Source organism: Streptomyces sp. NBC_01508 (genome assembly GCF_045040315.1).
GTDB lineage: Bacteria > Actinomycetota > Actinomycetes > Streptomycetales > Streptomycetaceae > Streptomyces.
Genome location: NZ_CP109419.1, coordinates 960,971 through 983,887, shown reverse-complemented (window position 1 = coordinate 983,887; position 22,917 = coordinate 960,971). Strand labels below are relative to the sequence as shown.

The following is a 22,917-nucleotide window of genomic DNA, read 5'->3' as shown; positions in this document are numbered from 1 at the left end:
GGCCGGCGGGTTCACCCCGCCAGCCGGGCGGCCTCCTCCGCACAGCCCCAGGCCACGGTGACCCCCGCGCCACCGTGGCCGTAGTTGTGCACCAGCCGTGCCCCGCCCGGAAGTTGGACCGCCTCGACCCGCACCCGGGGCCGCGCGGGACGCAGCCCCACCCGGTGCGCGAGGACCCGCGCGCCCCGCAGCTCCGGACGCAGCGCGGCGCAGCGCCCGACTATGGCCGCGGCGGTCGCCGGGTCGGGCAGCGGGTCCCACGCGTGCTCGTCGGAGGTCCCGCCGAGCACCAGGCCGTACGGCTGCGGGAACAGGACCGTCATACCGGTGTCGCCCGCGCCCGCCGACACGAACCACTCATCGATCCCCGGGTTCTCGACCACCACGAGCTGCCCGCGCACCGGGAACACCGACGCGTCGGGCACCAGCTCGCGGGCGCCGAGCCCCGAGCAGTTGACCACCACGGGCGCCTCGGCCGCCGCCTCCTGGAAGCCGTCGACCGTACGCCGCTCCACGCTCCCGCCGGCGGCACGCAGCCGCTCCTCCAAGTACCGCAGATGCGTGGGCATGTCGATCAGCGGCAGCCGGGCGCGCAACGCCTGACCGCACCCGTCGGGCAACTCGTCGGCCCGCGCCTCACGCACCTCGGACAGCTCCTCCGCCCAACGCCCCACCCCGGCGAGCGGAGTGTCGGCCATCAGGCCCGCCACCACGCGTACGCCCGTCGCCTCCGGATCCCACGCCAGCGCCGCGTACTCACGCAACGACCGCAGGGACCACACGTCGACCTGTACGGCGGGCTCGATCCGGTACGGCCAGAACAGCGCGCCCGCCACCGCCGACGTGGTCCGCCCGGCGGGCTCCCGCGACCACACCCGCACCCGCCGCCCCCGCTCGGCGAGCACGACGGCGCTCGTCAGCCCGACGACCCCGCCACCGACCACGATCACCGTGTCACTCATGCCGGGGACGGTAGCCGAAGCGCGATTCGGCGGACAGCTCGGCGGTCCGGCGGGGGAGGCGTCCCTCGCTCAGGCCCCGCCGTCGGCAACTCCTCGCGAGAGCAGGGCGATGTCCGCTCCGAAGGCGACGGCGAGACGGCCGCCGGGGGTCAGGGCGAGGGCGCCTGTCTCCTCGGGGACGGTGAGGGTGGAGCCCACCTGCTCACACGTTGCCGCGTCCCACAACCGGACGGTTCGCTTGTAGCCTCCGGTGGCCACCAAGGGGCGTCCGTCGATCTCGGCGGCGGACATCGCGCGTATGGTGTCGCCGGTGTCGACGGACCCCAAGTGCTCTCCGGTCGCGGGATCCCAGACGTGGAGTGCGTCGTGGCACGCGGTGATCACGAGCGGGCGCGCGGACGAGGCGACGACGGCGAGGCGATCGACCTCGCGCTCGTGTCGGAGGATGCGCGTCGTCCCGCCGGACTCCAGGTCCCAGATCCGCACGGCGTCGTGGTCGTTGACCGCGACCACACCGCGACCGTCGACCGTCATGGGGAGAGCCGCACGTATGTAGTCGGGGTGTCCGGTCAGTGGAGGCAGCCCGGCGGGGGCACCCTTTTCCAGATCCCAGGCGAGCACGCGGCCGTCGTATCCGGCGGTGAGCCCTATCGCGCGACCGCCGTGCTCGGTGGCGGACACCGACATCAGCTCGTGGCCGTCCCCACGGCGTTTCGCCGCTACCGTGCGCGTGAGTTCGCCGGTGGACGGATCCCAGACCCGTAGTTTCTCGCCGTCGGTGGTCACGGCCGCGGGCCGGTCGCCGAGACGCGTCGCGGCGACGTTGACGCGGACTCTGTGGCCGTCGAGCGCCGCGCACAGCTCCGTGCCGTCGGCGAGGTCCCACACGCGGGCGGTGCCGTCTTCGCCACCGGTGACCAGATACGCCCCCGAATCCGTCTCGCCCGCCGCCATGTCGCGGATCTTCTCGGTGTGCCCCCGGCGAGGCCCCTGGAGGGTGGTGGAAGCGACGTCCAGATCCACGACGAATGTGTGCCGGTACGTGCCGACCAGCGCCACCGGGCGCCCGGCCACGACTGCCGTGGTCAAGCTGTCGACACTGCCGCCCGAGTCCGCGAAGAGCGAGACGGGCCCACGGACGACCCGCCGGTCACGCGGGTCCCACACACTGACGACGCCGTGGCGCGCGGTCACGACGACGCTGCGGCCGTCGAGCTCGGCGAGCGCGGATTTGCCGTTGACGTCGCCGTGGTCGTCGGTGAGGACGTCGCCGACTTGCTCCCCGGTCAGCGGGTCCCACAGGCGTACCTCGTCGTCGCCACTGGTCACCACGGTCGGCCGGCCGTCGAGGCAGCCCACGGCGGCGCTGGAGATCCAGGCGTCCACGCGGTCGGGATCATCGGTGGTGAGGGCTGCTCCAAGGGTCCCGCCGCTTTCGAGATCCCACACCAGGCCGGCGCCGTCCTCGGCTCCGGTGATCGCGATCGGCCGGCCGGCCGCCTCGCCGACGGCGATCGCCCTGATCGCGCCGGGCTCGTCGATGTCCGGCCGCTCGGCGATCGGGTCGCCGAGCGGGGCGCCCGTTCGCAGGTCCCACATGCGCAGCGTGCGGTCGCCGCCCCCGCCGACGACGACCTGCTCACCGGCCACCCGGGCCACCGCCACCGCCTTGACGCTGCCCAGGGATCCGGTGAGGGGATCGCCGACCGGGGTGCCGTCGGCCAGGTTCCAGCGCTCGACGAGCCCGCCGCACCGGCCGCCGCATCCGTCGTCGTCGCCGTAGCCGTGGCAAGCACCCATGCACTCGGCGCCGGTGACGGCGATCCAGCGGCCGTCCGCCTCGGTGACGGCGAGGGCCTGGAACTCCTGGTGCACCTTCGACTTCAGGTCGGCTTCGACGACGACGGCACCCGTGACCAGGTCGTGGACATACAGCGTGTATCCGCTCAGTGTGACCAGGACCGGCCGCCCCTGGACCACGGCGGTCACCTGTCTGCCGCCCACGTCGAACCGTGCGCGCACCTGCGGGTCCAGCCGGGCGCCGGTGGCCCACTCGACGGTCCAGGTGTCGGCGGGCGCGCCGGCGACCGGGACGGCGGCGACGGCGCGGGCCAGGTCGCCCGCGCCCAGGCGCGCGGCGTCCATGGCAAGGAGCTGGCGGCGGGTCACGGCGTCGCCGCGTCGGTGGCGGTCGGCGGACGTGCGGTAGACGTCGGCGGCCAGTCGGCCCTCGGCCGAGGTGACGTGGTCCAGGAGCGGCAACAGCTCGTCGGGGTCTGCGTGGACGAGGGTGTGCGCGTCGACGGCGGGTTCCCGCGCCGAGGGCGGCGAATCGGCTTCGGCACCGGCGTCGGGGAAATCGAAGTGGTCGCCCACCGGCCGCAGTTCCGCGAGCAGGGTGGAGAGCCGGCGGCCCGTACCCACCCGATCTCCCCCCTCGTGGTCCACCCGGTGGACACGGAAGTCGCCGTCCGTATCGGCGAGATCGACGACGAGATACCACTGCCCTTCGTCCCAGCCGATCGCGTACCAGGCCCGGGGAGTCTCCTCCTCCACCAACCCGGCTTCGACTTCGCAGTGCGAGGGCAGGTGGACCTCCCAGCCGAACTCGTCGTCGGTGGCCAGACGTTGCCACGACGGCCACACCACCGCGAGCAACGCCTGCACCGCGGGCGGCACCGGGTGCTCGCCCGCGGGCGTGCGCACCACCCACTCACGCGGCTGAAACCCTTCCGGTATCCGGCCCTTCAGCCGGGCGATCCGGGCGACAGCGTCAGGGCTCAGGACATCGGTGGGCACGTTACGCACGATCGACAAGGCAACTGGCCTTTCCCGGTGAGGAGATGAAGCTGGCAGCCATGATCGCATTCGCCACTGACAGTCCCGCCTGAACCGGTCCCCGCGAACGGGGGCGGCCGATGCGGCACACACACCGACCGCGTCGGTCCCGGCCGGGGTACCAGGCCTCCCAGACATGGGTCGGGGTTGTTGGCCGGGTTGCGCGATTCGCGGGCCGCGCTTGTCCTCAAGCGCCGGACGGGCTTGATCGGGCGCGGGGCGGGGTGGGGTATGTCCGGCCGGTGGGTGGTGTCCTCCTCAAGCGCCGGACGGGCTTGAGGTGCCCGCCGGGCGGGGCCGACGGCGTCTGGTGCGTGCGATCGCAAGGCGGAGGATCGGCGGTGTGGATGATGGCCCGGCCGTACTCGGATGTCTTCGAGAACGCTGTCAACGCGGCGAGTGCGCGTGCCAGGCGTCGTCGGCCAGTCGGGACTCTCGCATCACGCCCTAGAATCGACGGTCTGATGACTGCCACTCTCGTCGCCAAGAATCTCGCCGCCGGACACGGCGACCGCTCGCTCTTCGCGGACCTCGACCTCGTCGTCGCGCCCGGCGACGTGATCGGGCTCGTCGGGGTCAACGGAGCCGGGAAATCGACCCTGCTCCGGCTGCTCGCCGGGCTCGACACGCCCGAGGACGGGGCGCTGAGCCTGTCCCCGCCCACCGCGACCGTGGGCCACCTCCCGCAGGAGCCCGAGCGCCGCCCCGGCGAATCCGTCCGGGACTTCCTCGCCCGGCGTACGGGCGTCACCGACGCCCAGGCCACCCTCGACGCGGCCACCCAGGCACTGGTCGACGGCGCGCCCGGCGCGGACGACGCGTACGCCGCCGGCCTGGAGCGCTGGCTCGGGCTCGGCGGCGCCGACCTCGACGAGCGCGCCGAGGAGGTGGCAGCGACCCTCGGGCTGACCGTCGGCCTCGACCAGCCGATGACCGCGCTCTCCGGCGGCGAGGCCGCCCGCGCCGGCCTGGCGTCCCTGCTGCTCTCCCGCTACGACGTCTTCCTTCTGGACGAGCCGACGAACGACCTTGATCTCGACGGACTCGAACGCCTCGAATCCTTCGTCACCGGCCTTCGCGCCGGCACCGTCCTCGTCAGCCACGACCGCGAATTCCTCACCCGCACCGTCACCAAGGTCCTCGAACTCGACCTGGCCCAGCAGCGGGTCAACCTCTTCGGCGGCGGCTACGCGGCGTATCTCGAAGAGCGCGAGCGGGCCCGGCAGCACGCCCGTGAGGAGTACGACGAGTACGCCGACAAGCGCTCGGCCCTCCAAGGGCGGGCCCAGACGCAGCGCTCCTGGATGGACAAGGGCGTCAAGAACGCGCGCCGCAAGGCCACGGACAACGACAAGATCGGCCGTAAGTTCCGCTCCGAGTCAACGGAGAAGCAGGCGGCGAAGGCCCGCCAGACCCAGCGCCTGATCGAACGGCTGGACGCCGATGCCGTCGACGAGCCCCGCAAGGAGTGGGAGCTCCAGATGGAAATCGCGTCAGCCCCGCGCTCCGGGTCGGTCGTCGCGACACTGAACGGCGCCGAAGTTCGGCGCGGTGACTTCCACTTCGGGCCCGCCTCGCTCCAGATCGACTGGGCGGACCGGGTCGCCATCACCGGCGCGAACGGCGCGGGCAAGTCCACCCTGCTGGCGCTCCTGCTCGGCAGGCTGTCACCCGACGCGGGAGCCGCCTCGCTCGGCTCGGGCGTGGTGGTCGGCGAGGTCGACCAGGCCCGCGCGCTGTTCCACGGTACGCAGAGACTGCTCGACGCGTTCTGCGCGGCCGTCCCCGACACGGAGCCGGCCGAAGTCCGCACGCTGCTGGCCAAGTTCGGTCTCAAGGCGGCACACGTGCTGCGCCCGGCGACGACGCTCTCCCCGGGCGAACGCACCCGCGCGGCCCTCGCGCTGCTCCAGGTCCGGGGCGTGAACCTGCTGGTCCTGGACGAGCCGACGAACCATCTCGACCTGGCGGCGATCGAGCAACTGGAGTCGGCGCTCGACAGTTACGAGGGCACGCTGCTGCTGGTCACGCACGACCGCCGGATGCTGGATTCCGTCCGTACGGAGCGGCGGATCGAGGTCACGGCGGGCAAGGTGTCGGAAGCCTGACACCGGTCGCCCGGTCGCCCGGTCGCCCGTTCGCCCGGCGCCGGGGCGGTCCCGAAGAGACGGGACCGCCCCGCGCCGGCACCGCTCAACCCCCGAGCCCCGCCCTGCGCAGCGCGTCGGCCATCGCGCTGTTCGCCGGTGTCGGCTTCGCCGACTTCGCGGGCGCCTGCCGCTTCGCGCCGCCGCGCTCACCACCCCGCTCACCGCCGCCCGACCCGCGCTGCCTGCCGCTACCGCCACCGCCACCGCCACCGCGCCGCTGCTGCGGAGCCCGCTCGCCACCGGCCGCCGCGCCCGGCTCCGCCTCGTCGTCCAGCCGCAGCGTCAGCGAGATCCGCTTGCGCGGGATGTCGACCTCGCGCACCTTGACCTTCACCACGTCGCCCGGCTTCACCACGTCGCGCGGGTCCTTCACGAACGTCTTCGACATCGCCGACACATGCACCAGCCCGTCCTGATGCACGCCGACGTCCACGAACGCCCCGAACGCCGCGACGTTCGTGACCACGCCCTCCAGCACCATCCCGGCGGCGAGATCGCCGATCTTCTCCACACCGTCCTTGAACGTCGCCGTCTTGAACGCGGGCCTCGGGTCCCGCCCCGGCTTCTCCAGCTCGCGCAGGATGTCCGTGACGGTCGGCAGCCCGAACGCGTCGCTCACGAAGTCGGCGGGCCGCAGCGAGCGCAGCGCCCCCGCGTCGCCCATCAGCGTCGCGACCTCGCTGCCCGTCGTCTTCACCATCGCGCGTACCACCGGATACGCCTCCGGGTGGACGGACGACGCGTCCAGCGGATCGTCACCGCCCCGGATCCGCAGGAAGCCCGCGCACTGTTCGTACGCCTTCGGCCCCAGCCGCGCCACGTCCTTCAGCGCCCGCCGTGAGCGGAACGGCCCGTTGGAGTCGCGGTGGGAGACGATGTTCTCGGCGAGAGTGGCGCCGATGCCGGACACCCGCGAAAGCAGCGGCGCCGACGCGGTGTTGACGTCGACGCCGACGCCGTTGACACAGTCCTCCACGACCGCGTCGAGCGAGCGGGAGAGCTTCACCTCGGACAGGTCGTGCTGGTACTGGCCGACACCGATGGACTTGGGGTCGATCTTGACCAGCTCGGCGAGCGGGTCCTGGAGGCGCCGGGCGATCGAGACGGCGCCGCGGATCGACACGTCGAGGTCCGGCAGCTCCTGGGAGGCGAACGCGGAGGCGGAGTACACGGAAGCGCCCGCCTCCGAGACCATCACCTTCGTGAGCTTCAACTCCGGGTGCTTCGCGATCAGTTCGGCCGCCAGCTTGTCCGTCTCGCGGGACGCCGTGCCGTTGCCGATGGCGATCAGGTCGACGGAGTGCTGGGCGCAGAGCCGCGCGAGCTTCGCCAGGGACTCGTCCCACTTGTTCGCCGGGACGTGCGGATGGATCGTGTCGATGCCGACGACCTTGCCCGTCGCGTCGACGACGGCGACCTTGACCCCCGTACGGAAGCCCGGGTCGAGCCCGAGCGTGGCGCGCGTCCCCGCGGGCGCCGCCAGCAGCAGGTCCCGCAGGTTCGACGCGAAGACCCGCACCGCCTCGTCCTCGGCGGCCGTGCGCAGCCGCAGGCGCACATCGATACCGAGATGGACGAGGATACGGGTGCGCCAGGCCCAACGGACCGTGTCGGCGAGCCACTTGTCGCCGGGCCGGCCGCGGTCCGCGACGCCGAAGCGACGGGCGACCATGTTCTCGTACGTGCTGGGACCCGGCCGCTCGGCGTCCGACTCCGACTCCGGCTCCAGGCTGAGGTCCAGGATCTCTTCCTTCTCGCCCCGGAAGAGCGCGAGCATGCGGTGCGAGGGGAGCGCGGAGAAACCCTCGGCGAAGTCGAAGTAGTCCGCGAACTTGGCGGCCGGACCCTCCGTGGCGTTGCCCTTGCCCTCGCGGACCTTCGCCGTGAGCCGGCCGCGCGTCCACATGCGCTCCCTCAGCTCACCGATGAGGTCGGCGTCCTCGGAGAAGCGCTCGGTGAGGATGGCGCGGGAGCCGTCCAGCGCGGCGGCGGCGTCCGCGACACCCTTGTCGGTGTCGACGAACGCCGCCGCCGCGGTGAGGGGATCGACCGACGGATTGTTCAGCAGGCCGTCGGCGAGCGGTTCGAGCCCGGCCTCACGGGCGATCTGCGCCTTCGTACGCCGCTTGGGCTTGAACGGCAGATAGATGTCCTCAAGCCGCGACTTGGTGTCGGCGGCCCGGATCTGCGCCTCCAGGGCCTCGTCCAGCTTGCCCTGTTCGTGTACGGACTGAAGGATCGCCGTCCGGCGCTCTTCGAGTTCCCGCAGGTAGCGCAGTCGCTCTTCGAGCGTGCGCAGTTGCGTGTCGTCGAGCATCTCGGTCGCTTCCTTGCGGTAGCGAGCGATGAACGGAACGGTCGACCCGCCGTCCAGCAGCTCGACGGCCGCCTTCACCTGCCGCTCGCGTACGCCGAGTTCCCCGGCGATCCTGCCTTCGATGGACGTCGTCACGTTCTCCCCGACTCGGCTCTCGTGCTGGCTGTGCTTGTGCCTGCATTGTGCCGGGTGGCCGGGGGCCGTGTCGCGCGCCCTCTCGGTCGCGGACGTCGTGGCGTGCCGCGACCGGTCAGGCGCGGCGGGCGCGGCCTCCGCCGCGAGAGCCGCCCGAGCCGCGCGAGGCGCCGCTGAAGAGCTTGGCGACGAGCCGGAACGGCAGGGTGATCACGGTGGCGATGGCGCCACCGACGGCGCGAAGTGCATCTGCGATGGCTCGCATGACGAAAAACCTCCTGCTAGAAGCGCGGGTCTGCCGTAATGACCCACACCCTCCACTTTGCCGCTGACCGCCTACGCAAACGTCAGCCCTTCCCGATCAGATCGGCGGGGAACGCCCCGGCCCCGGCCGCGGCCATCAGGAAGCCGCGCGCCAGCTCGGTCAGCCGCTCCACCCCGGCGGCGCCCAGATGCTCGTACGGCGCCGCGTCGAGCAGGTCCGTCCGCTCCTCCAGATCGGCGCGGAGCGCGGTCCCCGCCTCGGTCAGCTCGCCCGCGCCGTCCAGCAGCCCGCGCTCCCGCAGCCGGCCGGCCGCGGCGTCCCAGTCCGTACGGTGCCAGCCCCGGGTACTGAGCACCCAGCCCGGCGCCATGCCCTTGCCGGTCGCCGTGTGGCTGACGAGCGCTTCGACGGGGTCGAGCCCGGCGCACAGCAGCGCGGCGATGTGGCCGTCGCCGCGGTGTTCGCGCAGCAGCGTCGTGGCATGCCAGAAGGCGAGGTGCGGCTCCTCGGGGACGGGCAGGTCGGCGTGCGCGGCGTACAGCGGCCGGGCGTGCCGGGTGCACGCCTCCGTGGCGCGCAGTGCGAGCCGGGCCGCCTCGGCCATCTCGTCCGAAGCGACGGCCTCCTCACCGAGGACGCGCCGCAGGGTGGAGTCGACGGCGCGCAGCCGGGCGTCGAGCACGGCCTCGGGGGAGGCGACGCGCCAGACGGCGGGGATGTGCCGGGCGACGAGGGCGTAGTCGAAGTTGTAGAACGCGGCGGCGATCACACCGGGCCCCACCGCGCCCATCGCGGCGCCGCGCCCGGCCACGTACACGGCCCTCGGGTCGTCGATGCCGACCCCGGAGAATTCCTTGCCGATATCCGGGGAGAAGTAGACCGTCGAGTGGAGCGGATTGACGGCGTTGTGGCAGCGGCGTCCGGCGCGCGGGGCGAGAGTGGTCATGCCCGTATGTTACCGACTGGTTGGTACGTTCGGAAGCCCGAACGGGCTTCTGACCCTGTCCCGCGATCGAGGACAAGACGCGCGGTCCGTCCGGCGATTGGGGAGAGGGGACGCCCTACTCCCGGACCGTCCATTCGAAGTGCGGTGCCCTGCGCTCCAGGAACGCCGTCACTCCCTCCACGCGGTCCCCGCTGCCGCGCGCCTGCTCCTGCCAGTACGCGTCGCGATCCCTGCGGCCCGCCGCGTACTCCTTCGCCGCCGCCTGCGTCAGCAGCGACCGGGCGGCCAGCACCTGGGTGAACTCGGCCACCCGCTCGCCCAGTTGGCCCGGCGCGAGCACCTCGTCCACCAGGCCGACCCGCAGCGCCCGCTCCGTCTCGATCAACTCCCCGGAGAAAAGCAGGTACTTGGCGGTCGACGGGCCGACCAGGGAGACCAGCCGCCGGGTCGACGACGACCGGTAGACGACGCCGAGCTTCACGGGTGTGACCCCGAATCGCGCGCCCTCCGCCGCGAACCGCAGATCACAGGCGACCGCCAACTGGGCGCCGCCGCCCACGCAGTAGCCGCGTACCGCGGCCAGTGTCGGCTTGGGGAACGCGGCCAGCGCCTCCTCGGCCCGCACGCTGAGATCCTGTATCGCGTCACCGGGTTCGCGCAGCGCCCCGATGTCGGCGCCCGCGCTGAAGGAGTCGCCGGCACCGGTGAGCACCAGGGCGCGGACGGCGGGATCCGTCGCCATCTCGGCCAGCAGCGCGGGCAGCGCCCGCCACATGTCCGCCGTCAGCGCGTTGCGCTTGGCGGGATGGGTGATGGTCATGGTGGCGATTCCGTCGGCGACGGCGGTGACCAGCCGTGGCGATGCGGGCTCGGCGGGCTCGGTGGGCTCCATGCGCCGGATGCTATCCGGGCACGACACACCGGTGATCACGAAGGGGCCGGAAACAAGAGGGCAGAAAGGCGTCATGGCCGGTGAGTTGTCCGACATGGTCGAACGTGTCCGGACACTATCCGTCGATAGGCGCTGACTTCTGTTCAGTGAGGCCGTCCGTCCGGCCGTTTTCCCAAGACTCGGGATCCGAAGAACAGCGCGCTCGGAGCGCTGCGAGACCGGGGGTGGGTAAGCGGTGGTGGAGAGCTTCGGGAGTGCTCCGGCCGGACCGCTTCCGTACGAGGGGGTCTGGCGGTTCACGGCCCCCTCGGTCGAGATCTCCGTGCCGCAGGCGCGGCACGCCGTACGCGACCTGCTGGACCGGCAGGGCGCCCCGGCGTCCGCCGAGACCGTCCAGGGGCTGCTCCTGATCGTCTCGGAGCTGGTGACCAATGCCGTACGGCACGCGGCCCTGCTCTCGCCCGAGGTCGCGGTGGAGGTCGCCATCGCCGCCGACTGGATCCGGGTGTCGGTCGAGGACAACCACCCGTACCGGCCGAAGGCGCTGGAGCGGGACTACGGGCAGACCGGCGGGCGCGGTCTGCTGCTCGTACGGGAGATCACCCTGGAGGCGGGCGGCACCTGCGACGTCGAGCACACGGCGAGCGGCGGGAAGATCATCTGGGCGCTGCTCCCGCTGACGCCCGACGCCGTGGCGCCGCCCGCGAACGAGGTCCACGACGTCCACGACATGCACGGGATTCAAGACGTCGAGGAGCCGCACGAGGTCCGGGAGAGCGCTACCAGCCCCCGGCCGACCCCGTCAGCTCCCTGATCGCCGGGCGCGCCGCGTCCAGCACGGTCATGAACCACGCGGAGAACGGCGCCGAGCGGTGCCGCTCGTCCAGCTCCGCCGGCGTGACGAACGCCGTGTCGCCGATCTCCGCCGGGTCCGGCCGCAGCGTCGCCTGCGCGAGCCCCACGAAGAGGTGGTTGTACTCCTGCTCGACCAGCCCGGACCCCGGGTCCGGGTGGTTGTAGCGGACCGTGCCCGCCTCGGCGAGCAGCGTGGGCGAGATGCCCAGCTCTTCGTACGTACGGCGGGCGGCGGCGGCGAAGGGCGCCTCACCCGGATACGGGTGCCCGCAGCAGGTGTTCGACCAGACGCCGGGGGAGTGGTACTTGCCGAGCGCGCGGCGCTGGATCAGCAGCCTGCCCTGCTCGTCGAAGAGGAACACGGAGAACGCCCGGTGCAGCTGACCCGGTGCCTGATGTGCCGCGAGCTTCTCCGCCGTGCCGATGGTGTTGCCGTCCTCGTCGACCAGCTCCAGCATGATCGCTTCTTGTACGCCGTTCGGCGAGCTGCTCGCCGCAGTGACAGGTGTGGTCGGCATAGCCATCCTTCGCTTCGGTCCTCGGCCCCCAAGTCTGCCGTACAAGAGCGTGTTGTTCGTACTTCCGTGAAACGGGCATGTCCGCCCCCGAGATGTGCTCCACGGGGGCGGACACGGGTGTGACGCCCGGTGTTACGTCCGGCGCCACGTCCGCTGTTACGGCCCGGCCCGGCCCGCGCCGGGTTGGGACCCGCTACCCGACCGGCGTTCCCGCCGTCCGGTCCGGACGCAGCACGTAGCCGGTGTAGCCGTACTCCGTGCCGTGCCCGCGGCGCATCGCGATCTCCTCGCGCGTCACGGCCAGCGCCCGCGCCATGCCCGGCGCCTGCGGGTCGGCCGAGTCGACGCGCGCTTCGAGCGGCCCGTAGTACTCGTCCCAGTCGCTCTCCGGCTGCGGGTACACCTCCAGCACGGTGTATCCGGCGGCGGCGGCCGCGGCCACGTTCTCCTCGGTCGTACGGAGCGTGTACTGCGCGTCCCAGAAGGCACGCGCCTCGGCGCTCGGCTCGGCCTTGGTCCACTCGCACTCGGTGATGACCAGTGTGCCGCCGGGTGCGAGCAGCCGTCGCCAGCGGCTCAGGCCGTTGTCGAAGCCGATGCCGTAGATCGAACTCTCCGCCCAGATCAGGTCGAACGACCCGTCCGGGTAGGGGAGTTCGGTCATGTCCGCCGCCTCCGTGGAGATTGATCCGGCGAGCCCGCGGGCGGCTGCGGCGTGCCGCAGCTCGTCGAGGAACGGCTCGTGCAGATCGACGGCGGTCACCTGTGCGCCGGCCTCGGCGGCCAGCAGGAGCGCCACCCGGCCGGGGCCGCAGCCCAGGTCGAGGGCGCGCGGACGCGACGGCAGCGGTCCGGCGAAGGAGAGCAGCCGCCGGGTGGTGGCGTCGGAGCCGGGACCCTGCCGGGGCAGCCCGTGGTGCAGGGCGAAGAAGGCCTCGTGAAGCGCGGCGTCAGCCGATGCGTCGTGAGTGTCCTGTGTGTTCTGGGTGTTGTGTGTGTCGTTGTCGGACAACGTGAGAACCCTTGTGTGAGGGGGCTCCGGCCGACGCGGGACCAGTGTGGTGCGAACCGGTCAGCCGGCAGCCCGGAAGTCGAGGAGGGACCGTGTGCCGCGCATGGCGACCTCCACTGTGACGGTCATCAACCTCAGCTCCTCTCACGACATGGGGAGACGCTGTTGCCTCCGTTCCGGACTCTAACAGGGGCGCACGGCTCCCCTCAGTGGCAGAGATTCGCCTCGTGCTCCGCGTGCCCCACCGGCTCCAGCTGGAAGGTGCAGTGCTCCACATCGAAGTGGTCGCCGAGGCAGCCCTGGAGGTCGTGGAGCATCTTCTCGTGCCCGACGCTGTTCAGCACGGACTGGCTGACCACCACATGCGCCGACAGCACCGGCATGCCCGAGGTGATCGTCCAGGCGTGCAGGTCGTGCACGTCCTCCACACCGGGCAGCGCCACTATGTGTGCCCTGACCTCGCCCATGTCCACCCCCTTGGGCGCCGCCTCCAGCAGCACGTTCAGTGTCTCGCGCAGCAGCTTGACCGTCCTCGGGACGATCATCAGGCCGATCACCAGGGACGCGATCGGGTCGGCCGCCTGCCAGCCGGTGGTCAGGATGACCGTGGCCGAGATCAGGACGGCGACCGAGCCGAGCGTGTCGGCCAGCACCTCCAGATACGCGCCGCGCACATTGAGACTCTCCTTCTGCCCGCGCATCAGCAGGGAGAGCGAGATCAGGTTGGCGACCATGCCGACCGCCGCGAAGATGATCGTGAGCCCGCCCTTGGTGTCGGCGGGGGTGATGAAGCGCTCGACCGCCTCGAAGAGCAGGAAGCCGCCGACGCCGAGCAGCAGCAGACAGTTGGCGAGCGCGGCCAGGATCTCGGCGCGGGCGAAGCCGAACGTACGGTTGCCCGCCGCCGGCCGGTTGGCGAAGTGGACGGCGAGCAGCGCCAGGGCGAGACCGACCGCGTCCGTCGCCATGTGCGCCGCGTCGGCGATCAGGGCCAGCGAGTCGGACATGACGCCGCCGATGATCTCCATGACCATCACCGACAGGGTGATCCCCAGCGCGATCCGCAGCCGCCCCTTGTACGCGGCGGTGGCGGTCCCCGGCGGTGGCGCTCCGCCGTGTGTGTGCCCGTGATCGTGCCCAGCCCCCATGCGGATGCCTCCCGGTCGTTCGAGCCGATGCGGCCAGTGAACTACGGGTGGGGGGTATCGAGCAACACGGGACTGAACACCGTTGTCATTCCCTCTGACCTGCGGGAATGCCCGCAGGTCAGCGCAGTGACAAGATCGTTCACCGGTCAGTCGGCGGTCGGCTCGGGGTGGTGCGGCCGCCAGCCCTCCCACGCGGATTCGACCATCTCGCGTACCCCGCGCCGGGCCGTCCAGCCCAGATCCCCGGTGATCGAGTCGACCGACGCGACCGCCTTCGCCGCGTCGCCCGGCCGGCGGGGCTCGACGATCGGGGGCGTCCTGTCACCCGTGACCTCGCCCACCAGATCCGCGAGTTCGCGCACCGACACGCCTTCGCCGCGCCCGATGTTGTACGTCAGGTCACCGGGCACGTCCCGCGCGGCCAGCCGCCGGGCGACCGCGAGATGCGCGTCGGCGAGATCCGCGACGTGGATGTAGTCCCGTACGCAGGTGCCGTCCGGTGTCGGATAGTCCGCCCCGAAGATCCGCATCGGCTCCCCGCGCGTGACGCGGTCGAAGAACATCGGGATGATGTTGTACACCCCGGTGTCCGCCAGTTCGGGCCGTGCCGCCCCCGCCACGTTGAAGTACCGCAGACACGCGGTGGACAGCGCGTGGGCCCGGCCCGTGGCGCGGACCAGCCACTCGCCCGTGAGCTTCGTCTCGCCGTACGGACTGATCGGCACGGCCGGGGTCCGCTCCGTGATCAGCTCCACATCGGGTACGCCGTACACGGCGGCCGACGACGAGAACAGGAACCGCCCGACCCCGGCGGCGACCACGGCCTCCAGCAGCACCGTGAGACCGTGCACGTTCTCCCGGTAGTAGGCGAGCGGCCGCTCCACCGATTCGCCGACCTGCTTCTTGGCGGCGAGATGCACCACACCCGTCACGGCGTGGTCGGCCAGTACCCGGTCGAGGACGTCCCGGTCGAGCAACGACCCGCGCACCAGGGGGATTTCGGCGGGCAGCCGGTCCGCGACGCCCGACGAGACGTTGTCGAGTACGACGACCCGCTCACCCGCCTCGGTCATGGAGCGCGCCACATGCGCCCCGATGTACCCCGCTCCACCTGTGATCAGCCAAGTCATGCCGTCACCTTAGAGCCTGTCCGCGAGGCCCCCGCCGGGCCGCCCGGCCGTCGTACGGTCACCGGACGTTCACCCGGCGGTCGCGGCTTCGACGGCGCAGACCATGCGGAGTCGGATATGTCTTACGGGACCCGTACGGGTCCCTGACGGCCGCGGTTTGTGGGGCGGGGCACCGATCGACAATGATGATCTCCCGGCGGGCCGGAATCGGCCCGGCTCATGGTGCTGTTTCCCGGATCACCGCGAGCCCACGACGCCCGGCACGGCACCTCGCTGCGTTGTCGAATCGCCCAAGTACGTCCAGTACGAGGGCAATCCGCCGCCTTGCGACGCACCGCGCCGGACGCCGCAGGGCTATCCGCGGTGATCCGGGAAACAGGGCCATGGCGTCCGGCGCGTGAACGGGCAGTGAACGCGGGTTTCCGTTCATCCGATAGCCTCTGCCGACGTGCCGCCGACCCGGACGCCGGGCAGAGCCGCCGCGCGTCCACCCTGTCAGTGTCAAGGAGTGAATTCGTCTGTCGACCGCCATCCTCACCGGGACGCCGGTACCCGGATCGCCGCTCGAAGGCGATCTGCGGTCGCTGGGATTCGACGTGCGCACCGCACCCGACACGGCTGCGGCCGTGAGCCTGCTCGCCTCGGCCCCCGCCGCCGACCGCGTCGCCCTCGTCGATCAGGGCTTCGTCGGCCATCTCCACGCGCTGCGACTGGCGTTGACCGATCCGCGCTTCCCGGCGGCGGCCGTCACCGGCGCGCTGACCGCTCAGCCCGAGGCGCGTGCCGCACTGGCCACGGCGCTGGTCACCGTGGTGAACGGCACGGCCGCGGACCGTAAGGACGCGACGGCCGGCGCCCCCGCCGTACGGACCGGTGCCGTCGGCCTCGTGACCGAGGCCGACCAGCCCGCCACGCACCCCGCGCCCGCCGCCTCCCAACTCCCGCTCGCCGACCGGGTGTCCGCCGCGCTCGAAGCCGACGGCACCGTCGTGCGGCACCCCGAACTCGGCTCGCTCGTCGCCGCCGTCCCGGCCGGACCGGCCGACCGCGAGCAGGCGCTCGCCGCCGTCGCCGCGGTGGACGACGAGGCCGTACGCCTGCGCTCCGCCGTGAAGGCGCGCGACGGCTTCTTCACGACCTTCTGCATCAGCCCCTACTCCCGCTATCTCGCCCGCTGGTGCGCCCGGCGCGGACTGACCCCCAACCAGGTCACCACCGCGTCCCTGTTCACCGCCCTGATCGCGGCGGGCTGCGCGGCCACCGGCACCCGCGGCGGCTATGTCGCGGCCGGACTGCTGCTGCTCTTCTCCTTCGTCCTCGACTGCGCCGACGGACAGCTCGCCCGCTACTCGTTGCGGTACTCGACCCTGGGCGCCTGGCTGGACGCGACCTTCGACCGGGCCAAGGAGTACGCGTACTACGCCGGTCTCGCGATCGGCGCCGCCCGGGGCGGCGATGACGTCTGGGCACTCGCGCTCGCCGCGATGGTCCTGCAGTCCGTGCGCCACTTCGTGGACTTCTCCTTCAACGAGGCCAACGCCGACAGCACCGCCGCGACGGTCAACGGCAAGGCCGTCGTCGGCACCCCCACCACCGCCCTCTCCAGCAGGCTCGACAGCGTCGGCTGGACCGTCTGGGTGCGCCGGATGATCGTCCTGCCGATCGGTGAGCGCTGGGCGATGATCGCCGTCCTCACCGCCGTGACCACCCCCCGGATCGTCTTCTACGCGCTCCTCGTCGGCTGCGCCTTCGCCGCCTGCTACACCACCGCCGGCCGCGTCCTGCGCTCGGTGACCCGCAAGGCCGTCCGCACCGACCGGGCCGCCGGGGCGCTCGCCGACCTCGCCGACACCGGGCCGCTCGCCGAACTGGTCACCCGCCCGGTGCGGCGTCCGGCCCGCGCGCTGCCCGGCGTACTGGCCCCGCTGATCGCCGTCGCGGGCGGCGCGGCCGCCACCGCCATGGCCGCCTTCGGCCCGCTCGACAGCCCCGTACTCGTCCTCGGCGCCCTGATCTACGTCGTGACCTCGGGCATCGCCGTCGCGCACCGCATGGGCGGCCCGCTCGACTGGCTCGTCCCGCCGGTCTTCCGGGCCACCGAGTACGGCACGATCCTGATCCTCGCCGCCCGCGCCGACGTCCCCGGCGCCCTGCCCGCGGCGTTCGGACTGGTCGCGGCGGTCGCCTACCATCACTACGACACGGTGTACCGCATCCGTGGCGGCGCCGGAGCCCCGCCCCGCGCCCTGGTCCGCTCCCTCGGCGGACACGAGGGACGCACACTGCTCGTGGCCGTACTCGCCGCCTTCTCCACGGCCGCGTTCGACCTCCCCCTGGGACTGACGCTGCTCGCCGTCGTCGTCGCCGTGATCGCGCTCACGGAGTCCATCCGGTTCTGGGTGTCCTCCGGAGCCCCCGCCGTACACGACGAAGGAGAAACCGCATGATCGGCCTCGTACTGGCAGCCGGTGCCGGCAGGCGCCTGCGCCCCTACACCGACACGCTCCCCAAGGCCCTCGTGCCCGTGGACGGCGACACGACCGTCCTCGACCTGACGCTCGGCAACTTCGCGGAGATCGGGCTCACCGAGGCCGCGATCGTCGTCGGCTACCGCAAGGAGGCCGTGTACGAGCGCAAGGCGGCCCTGGAGGCGACGTACGGCCTCACCCTCACCCTGGTCGACAACGACAAGGCCGAGGAGTGGAACAACGCCTACTCCCTGTGGTGCGCCCGCGACATCATCAAGCGCGGTGTGATCCTCGCCAACGGTGACACCGTCCACCCCGTCTCCGTCGAGCGCACACTGCTCGCCGCCCGCGGCGAGGGCCGGAAGATCATCCTCGCCCTGGACGCGGTGAAGCAGCTCGCCGACGAGGAGATGAAGGTCATCACCGAGGCCGACAAGGGGGTGCGGCGCATCACGAAGCTGATGGACCCCGCCACCGCCACCGGCGAGTACATCGGCGTCACCCTCATCGAGCCCGAGGCCGCCGACGACCTCGCCGACGCCCTCAGGACCACCTTCGAGCGCGACCCCGACCTCTACTACGAGGACGGCTACCAGGAACTCGTGAACAGAGGCTTCACCATCGACGTCGCCCCCATCGGAGACGTCCCCTGGGTGGAGATCGACAACCACGACGACCTCGCGAAGGGCCGTGTCATCGCGTGCCAGTACTGACCCGACTCATCCCGTCCCCGGTCGTCGTCGACATCACCCGCGGTGCCCTGGACGATCTCGCCGGCCTCCTCGCCGACCAGCGGATCTCCGCGTCCGGCAAGCTCGCGATCGCGATCAGCGGCGGATCGGGGCAGGCGCTGCGCGAGAAGCTGTCGCCGGTGCTCCCCGGTGCCGCCTGGTACCCGGTGGCCGACGGCACGATCGACTCCGCCGTCAAACTCGCCGACGACATAAGGGGCAAGCGGTACGACGCGGTGGTCGGCCTCGGCGGCGGCAAGATCATCGACGTCGCGAAGTACGCCGCCGCGCGGGTCGGCCTGCCCATGGTCTCCGTCGCCACCAACCTCGCCCACGACGGCCTGTGTTCACCGGTCGCCACCCTCGACAACGACAACGGGCGCGGCTCCTACGGCGTCCCGATGCCGATCGCGATGGTCATCGACCTCGATGTCGTACGCGAGGCCCCGCCCCGCTTCGTACGCTCCGGCATCGGCGACGCCATCTCCAACCTCTCCGCGATCGCCGACTGGGAGCTGTCCCACGAGGTCAACGGCGAGCCCGTCGACGGCCTCGCCGCCGCCATGGCCCGGACCGCCGGCGAGGCCGTCCTGCGCCACCCCGGCACCATCGGCGACGACGAATTCCTCACCGTGCTCTCCGAGTCGCTCGTGCTGTCCGGCATCGCGATCTCGATCAGCGGGGACACCCGCCCCTCGTCCGGCGCCTGCCACGAGATCAGCCACGCCTTCGACCTGCTCTACCCCCAGCGGGCCGCGAGCCACGGCGAGCAGGTCGGGATCGGCGCCGCCTTCGCGATGCACCTGCGCGGCGCCCACGCGCAGTCGCGGCTCATCGCCGAAGTACTGCGCCGGCACGGTCTTCCCGTGCTGCCGGCGGAGATCGGTTTCAGCCTGGACGAGTTCGTCCGGGCCGTGGATTACGCACCGCAGACCCGTCCGGGACGCTTCACGATCCTGGAGCACCTCAACCTGTCCCCGGACCAGATCAAGGACGCCTACGCCGACTATGCAAAAGCCATCGGTAGCTGAACTACGCCCGGTCGTTCACCCCCCGGGTGTCAAGGACCGGCGGAGCGGCGAGCACTGGGGGGGCCGGCTCTACATGCGCGAGGTCTCCCTGCGCATCGACCGGCACCTGGTGAACACACGCGTCACGCCCAACCAGGTGACCTACGTGATGACCGCCGCGGCTGTCCTCGCCCTCCCCGCCCTCCTGGTGCCCGGCATCCTGGGCGCGGTGCTCGGTGTGGTGATGGTCCAGCTCTATCTGCTGCTGGACTGCGTCGACGGCGAGATCGCCCGCTGGAAGAAGCAGTACTCGATGACCGGGGTCTACATGGACCGGGTCGCCGCCTACCTGTGCGACGCCGCCGTCCTGGTGGGGTTCGGGCTGCGCGCCGCCGATCTGTGGGGCTCCGGGCGGATCGACTGGCTCTGGGCCTTCCTCGGCACCCTCGCCGCCCTCGGCGCCATCCTGATCAAGGCCGAGACCGACCTCGTCGGCGTCGCCCGCCACCAGCAGGGCCTGCCGCCGGTCAAGGAGACGGCGTCCGAGCCGCGCTCGTCCGGGATGGCGCTGGCCCGCAGGGCCGCCGGAGCGCTGAAGTTCCACCGCCTCATCCTCGGGATCGAGGCGTCCCTGCTGATCCTTCTGCTGGCGGTGCTGGACACGGTCAGGGACGACCTGTTCTTCTCCCGGCTCGGCGTCGCCGTGCTGGCCGGTATCGCCGTCGTGCAGACGCTGCTGCACCTCGTGTCGATCCTCGCGTCGAGCAGGCTGAGGTGAGTGACATGCGGCTCGGTGCGGTGATCATCACGATGGGCAACCGCCCCGACGACCTCCGGGCCCTCATCGACTCAGTCGCCAAGCAGGACGGCGACCCGATCGATGTCGTCGTCGTCGGCAACGGCGCCCCCGTCGGCGACGTGCCCGAGGGCGTACGGACCGTCGAACTGCCCGAGAACCTCGGCATCCCCGGCGGCCGTAACGTCGGCATCGAGGCCTTCGGCCCCTCCGGCGGCGACGTGGACGTCCTGCTCTTCCTCGACGACGACGGACTGCTGCCCGGCACCGACACCGCCGAGCTGGTCCGCGCGGCGTTCGCCGCCGACCCGGTCCTCGGCATCGTCAGCTTCCGGATCGCCGACCCCGAGACCGGCCTCACCCAGCGCCGTCACGTCCCGCGGCTGCGCGCCTCCGACCCGCTGCGCTCCTCACGCGTGACGACCTTCCTGGGCGGCGCCAACGCCGTCCGTACGAAGGTCATCGCCGAGGTCGGCGCGCTGCCCGGCGAGTTCTTCTACGCCCACGAGGAGACCGACCTCGCCTGGCGGGCGCTGGACGCGGGCTGGATGATCGACTACCGCTCGGACATGGTGCTCTTCCACCCCACGATGCCGCCGTCACGGCACGCGGTCTACCACCGCATGGTGGCCCGCAACCGGGTCTGGCTCGCGCGCCGCAACCTGCCCGCGCCCGTCGTCCCCGTCTATCTCGGCGTCTGGATCCTGCTCACCCTGGCCCGGCGCCCCACCGTCCCCGCGCTGAAGGCATGGTTCGGCGGTTTCCGGGAAGGCTGGACGACTCCGTGCGGTCCCCGCAGGCCCATGAAGTGGCGTACGGTGTGGCGGCTGACCCGACTGGGCCGACCGCCTGTCATCTGACAGGCTCGGCTCTGAGAGCATCGGGGCCGGGGTCTGGACGACAGGCCCTTACCTCCGGGTCCCGGCCGTCCACGCCTGTGCCCGACCGGCTGCGCATCTTGAACACGAAAGTTTCAACTTGTGAGTGAGACAACCCATGACGGCGCGATCGCCATGAGCGCCCCGCCGTCTCCCGACGACGGTCTGTCCTCGGCCGAACTGGCCGCCAAGTACGGCCTGTCGGTGAGCGGTGCCCGTCCGGGACTGGCCGAGTACATCCGCAAGCTGTGGGGCCGGCGCCACTTCATCTTCGCCTTCTCCCAGGCGAAGCTCACGGCCCAGTACAGCCAGGCGAAGCTCGGCCAGCTCTGGCAGGTGGCGACCCCACTGCTCAACGCCTTCGTCTACTTCCTGATCTTCGGCCTGATCCTGAACGCCGGCCGCGGCATGGAGATCCGCGTCTACATCCCGTTCCTGGTGACGGGCGTGTTCGTCTTCGCCTTCACCCAGACGTCCGTGATGGCCGGGGTCCGCGCGATCGCCGGAAATCTCGGGCTGGTGCGGGCGCTGCACTTCCCCCGGGCCTCGCTGCCCATCTCGTTCGCCCTCCAGCAGCTCCAGCAGCTGATGTTCTCGATGATCGTGCTGCTGGTCGTGGTGGTGGGCTTCGGCAGCCTGCCGGGCCTGTCCTGGCTGCTGGTACTGCCCGTCCTGATGCTCCAGTTCGTCTTCAACACCGGGCTGGCGCTGATCATGGCCAGGCTGGGCAGCAAGACCCCGGACCTGGCCCAGCTGATGCCGTTCGTCATGCGGACGTGGATGTACGCGTCGGGCGTGATGTTCTCCATCCCGCTCATCCTCGCGGACAAGCCGGGCGTGCCGAGCTGGATCGTCGACGTACTCCAGTACAACCCCGCCGCCATCTACATGGACCTCATCCGTTTCGCGCTGATCGACGACTACGGCTCCGAGAACCTGCCCCAGCACGTGTGGGCCGCAGGTCTCGCCTGGTCGCTGCTCGTCGGCATCGCGGGCTTCGTGTACTTCTGGAAGGCTGAGGAACGGTACGGCCGTGGCTGACCTAGACAAGCAGGGACGCGTCCCCACCGTCATCGCCGACGACGTGCACATCGTGTACCGCGTCAACGGCGGCGGCGGTGGCAAGGGCAGCGCGACCGCGGCACTGAGCCGCATACTCAGGCGCGAGAAGGGCGAGTCGCGCGGAGTCCGTAAGGTCCACGCCGTCCGGGGGGTCACCTTCACCGCGTACCGCGGTGAGGCGATCGGCCTGATCGGCACCAACGGCTCCGGGAAGTCGACCCTGCTGCGCGCCATCGCGGGGCTGCTGCCCACGGAGCACGGCAAGGTGTTCACCGACGGCCAGCCCTCGCTGCTCGGTGTCAACGCCGCGCTGATGAACGATCTCACCGGCGAGCGCAATGTCATCCTCGGCGGTCTGGCCATGGGGATGACACGCGAGCAGGTACGTGAGCGCTACCAGTCGATCGTCGACTTCTCCGGCATCAACGAGAAGGGCGACTTCATCACCCTGCCGATGCGCACCTACTCCTCCGGTATGGCCGCCCGGCTCCGCTTCTCCATCGCGGCGGCCAAGGACCACGACGTCCTCATGATCGACGAGGCGCTGGCCACCGGTGACCGCAAGTTCCAGATCCGCTCCGAGGCGCGGATCCGCGAGCTGCGCAAGGAGGCGGGCACGGTCTTCCTGGTCAGCCACAGCAACAAGTCGATCAGGGACACCTGCGACCGGGTGCTGTGGCTGGAGAAGGGCGAGCTGCTGATGGACGGCCCGACGGACGAGGTGCTCAAGGCGTACGAGAAGGAGACCGGCAAGTAGCGTTATCCCCAGGGGAGTTCGGGCACCCGGCACAGACACCGCGGCGG

At 71.5% G+C, this 22,917-nt stretch carries 17 protein-coding genes and 2 pseudogenes; 9 read left to right on the top strand and 10 right to left on the bottom strand.

All coding sequences use genetic code 11. The annotated features are described in order from the left end of the window. Positions 1 to 11 precede the first annotated feature (11 nt). Both OG700_RS04525 and OG700_RS04520 read right to left on the bottom strand, forming a co-directional pair. Positions 12 to 962 (bottom strand): FAD-dependent oxidoreductase, encoded by a 951-nt coding sequence (locus OG700_RS04525; protein ID WP_405609204.1) that lies wholly within the window; start codon positions 960 to 962, stop codon positions 12 to 14. A 69-nt stretch (positions 963 to 1,031) separates the two neighbouring features. Next, positions 1,032 to 3,761 carry a WD40 repeat domain-containing protein gene (locus tag OG700_RS04520; RefSeq protein WP_405609201.1) on the bottom strand — a complete coding sequence of 910 codons (2,730 nt, stop codon included), beginning with the start codon at positions 3,759 to 3,761 and terminating at the stop codon, positions 1,032 to 1,034. 503 nt (positions 3,762 to 4,264) lie between these two features. On the opposite strand from OG700_RS04520, the gene OG700_RS04515 reads away from it, so the two are divergent. Beyond that, positions 4,265 to 5,908, top strand: coding sequence for an ABC-F family ATP-binding cassette domain-containing protein (locus OG700_RS04515; RefSeq protein ID WP_405609198.1), 1,644 nt, complete (start codon positions 4,265 to 4,267; stop codon positions 5,906 to 5,908). Positions 5,909 to 5,993: 85 nt separating this feature from the next. On the opposite strand, the gene OG700_RS04510 is transcribed toward OG700_RS04515, so the two are convergent. The 4 genes from OG700_RS04510 to OG700_RS04495 form a co-directional block, all read right to left on the bottom strand. Next, positions 5,994 to 8,402: a Tex family protein gene (locus tag OG700_RS04510; RefSeq protein WP_405609195.1), complete on the bottom strand. Its 2,409-nt coding sequence runs from the start codon at positions 8,400 to 8,402 to the stop codon at positions 5,994 to 5,996. A 115-nt stretch (positions 8,403 to 8,517) separates the two neighbouring features. Then, positions 8,518 to 8,667, bottom strand: a complete 150-nt coding sequence (locus OG700_RS04505) for an LPFR motif small protein (RefSeq protein WP_405609192.1) — start codon at positions 8,665 to 8,667, stop codon at positions 8,518 to 8,520. 82 nt (positions 8,668 to 8,749) lie between these two features. Then, positions 8,750 to 9,613 carry an SCO6745 family protein gene (locus tag OG700_RS04500; protein WP_405609190.1) on the bottom strand — a complete coding sequence of 288 codons (864 nt, stop codon included), beginning with the start codon at positions 9,611 to 9,613 and terminating at the stop codon, positions 8,750 to 8,752. A 115-nt stretch (positions 9,614 to 9,728) separates the two neighbouring features. Then, positions 9,729 to 10,505, bottom strand: coding sequence for an enoyl-CoA hydratase/isomerase family protein (locus OG700_RS04495; protein WP_405609187.1), 777 nt, complete (start codon positions 10,503 to 10,505; stop codon positions 9,729 to 9,731). Between the two features lie 238 nt (positions 10,506 to 10,743). Here OG700_RS04495 and OG700_RS04490 point away from each other — a divergent pair. Beyond that, a pseudogene (locus OG700_RS04490) lies at positions 10,744 to 11,190 on the top strand (ATP-binding protein); the annotation flags it as partial. A 94-nt stretch (positions 11,191 to 11,284) separates the two neighbouring features. Here OG700_RS04490 and idi read toward each other — a convergent pair. The 4 genes and pseudogenes from idi to galE form a co-directional block, all read right to left on the bottom strand. Continuing rightward, positions 11,285 to 11,878: an isopentenyl-diphosphate Delta-isomerase gene (gene idi / locus OG700_RS04485; RefSeq protein WP_405609184.1), complete on the bottom strand. Its 594-nt coding sequence runs from the start codon at positions 11,876 to 11,878 to the stop codon at positions 11,285 to 11,287. A 223-nt stretch (positions 11,879 to 12,101) separates the two neighbouring features. After that, positions 12,102 to 12,800: pseudogene (locus OG700_RS04480) on the bottom strand (class I SAM-dependent methyltransferase); the annotation flags it as partial. Between the two features lie 296 nt (positions 12,801 to 13,096). Next, positions 13,097 to 14,038, bottom strand: coding sequence for a cation diffusion facilitator family transporter (locus tag OG700_RS04475; protein ID WP_405609181.1), 942 nt, complete (start codon positions 14,036 to 14,038; stop codon positions 13,097 to 13,099). A 146-nt stretch (positions 14,039 to 14,184) separates the two neighbouring features. After that, a complete protein-coding gene (gene galE, locus OG700_RS04470) occupies positions 14,185 to 15,168 on the bottom strand; it encodes a UDP-glucose 4-epimerase GalE (protein ID WP_405609178.1) in 984 nt (327 codons plus the stop codon). A 518-nt stretch (positions 15,169 to 15,686) separates the two neighbouring features. On the opposite strand from galE, the gene OG700_RS04465 reads away from it, so the two are divergent. The 7 genes from OG700_RS04465 (at position 15,687) to OG700_RS04435 (ending at position 22,870) form a co-directional block, all read left to right on the top strand. After that, on the top strand, positions 15,687 to 17,615 hold the full coding sequence (locus OG700_RS04465) for a DUF5941 domain-containing protein (protein ID WP_405621435.1): 1,929 nt from the start codon (positions 15,687 to 15,689) through the stop codon (positions 17,613 to 17,615). Then, the gene (locus OG700_RS04460; protein WP_405609175.1) at positions 17,612 to 18,349 is read left to right on the top strand and encodes a sugar phosphate nucleotidyltransferase; all 738 of its coding nucleotides are present in this window, start codon (positions 17,612 to 17,614) and stop codon (positions 18,347 to 18,349) included. The genes OG700_RS04465 and OG700_RS04460 overlap by 4 nt, the downstream gene beginning before the upstream one ends. Continuing rightward, positions 18,337 to 19,398, top strand: a complete 1,062-nt coding sequence (locus OG700_RS04455; protein ID WP_405609172.1) for an iron-containing alcohol dehydrogenase family protein — start codon at positions 18,337 to 18,339, stop codon at positions 19,396 to 19,398. The genes OG700_RS04460 and OG700_RS04455 overlap by 13 nt, the downstream gene beginning before the upstream one ends. Continuing rightward, on the top strand, positions 19,376 to 20,155 hold the full coding sequence (locus tag OG700_RS04450) for a CDP-alcohol phosphatidyltransferase family protein (protein WP_405609169.1): 780 nt from the start codon (positions 19,376 to 19,378) through the stop codon (positions 20,153 to 20,155). The genes OG700_RS04455 and OG700_RS04450 overlap by 23 nt, the downstream gene beginning before the upstream one ends. 5 nt (positions 20,156 to 20,160) lie before the next feature. Beyond that, entirely contained in the window at positions 20,161 to 21,033 is an 873-nt protein-coding gene (locus OG700_RS04445; RefSeq protein ID WP_405609166.1) for a glycosyltransferase family 2 protein, read from the top strand. 120 nt (positions 21,034 to 21,153) lie between these two features. After that, positions 21,154 to 22,092, top strand: a complete 939-nt coding sequence (locus OG700_RS04440) for an ABC transporter permease (protein WP_405609163.1) — start codon at positions 21,154 to 21,156, stop codon at positions 22,090 to 22,092. Beyond that, the gene (locus OG700_RS04435; RefSeq protein WP_405609160.1) at positions 22,085 to 22,870 is read left to right on the top strand and encodes an ABC transporter ATP-binding protein; all 786 of its coding nucleotides are present in this window, start codon (positions 22,085 to 22,087) and stop codon (positions 22,868 to 22,870) included. Before OG700_RS04440 ends, OG700_RS04435 begins: the two co-directional genes overlap by 8 nt. The last annotated feature ends 47 nt before the right edge of the window (positions 22,871 to 22,917 follow it).

Excerpts from the sequence above, each read along its gene's own strand:
- OG700_RS04500 (WP_405609190.1), bottom strand. The coding sequence starts at position 9,613 with ATGACCACTCTCGCCCCGCGCGCCGGACGCCGCTGCCACAACGCCGTC.
- OG700_RS04445 (WP_405609166.1), top strand. The coding sequence starts at position 20,161 with ATGCGGCTCGGTGCGGTGATCATCACGATGGGCAACCGCCCCGACGAC.
- OG700_RS04505 (WP_405609192.1), bottom strand. The coding sequence starts at position 8,667 with ATGCGAGCCATCGCAGATGCACTTCGCGCCGTCGGTGGCGCCATCGCC.
- OG700_RS04460 (WP_405609175.1), top strand. The coding sequence starts at position 17,612 with ATGATCGGCCTCGTACTGGCAGCCGGTGCCGGCAGGCGCCTGCGCCCC.
- OG700_RS04475 (WP_405609181.1), bottom strand. The coding sequence starts at position 14,038 with ATGGGGGCTGGGCACGATCACGGGCACACACACGGCGGAGCGCCACCG.
- galE (WP_405609178.1), bottom strand. The coding sequence starts at position 15,168 with ATGACTTGGCTGATCACAGGTGGAGCGGGGTACATCGGGGCGCATGTG.
- OG700_RS04525 (WP_405609204.1), bottom strand. The coding sequence starts at position 962 with ATGAGTGACACGGTGATCGTGGTCGGTGGCGGGGTCGTCGGGCTGACG.
- OG700_RS04515 (WP_405609198.1), top strand. The coding sequence starts at position 4,265 with ATGACTGCCACTCTCGTCGCCAAGAATCTCGCCGCCGGACACGGCGAC.
- idi (WP_405609184.1), bottom strand. The coding sequence starts at position 11,878 with ATGCCGACCACACCTGTCACTGCGGCGAGCAGCTCGCCGAACGGCGTA.
- OG700_RS04495 (WP_405609187.1), bottom strand. The coding sequence starts at position 10,505 with ATGGAGCCCACCGAGCCCGCCGAGCCCGCATCGCCACGGCTGGTCACC.
- OG700_RS04450 (WP_405609169.1), top strand. The coding sequence starts at position 19,376 with ATGCAAAAGCCATCGGTAGCTGAACTACGCCCGGTCGTTCACCCCCCG.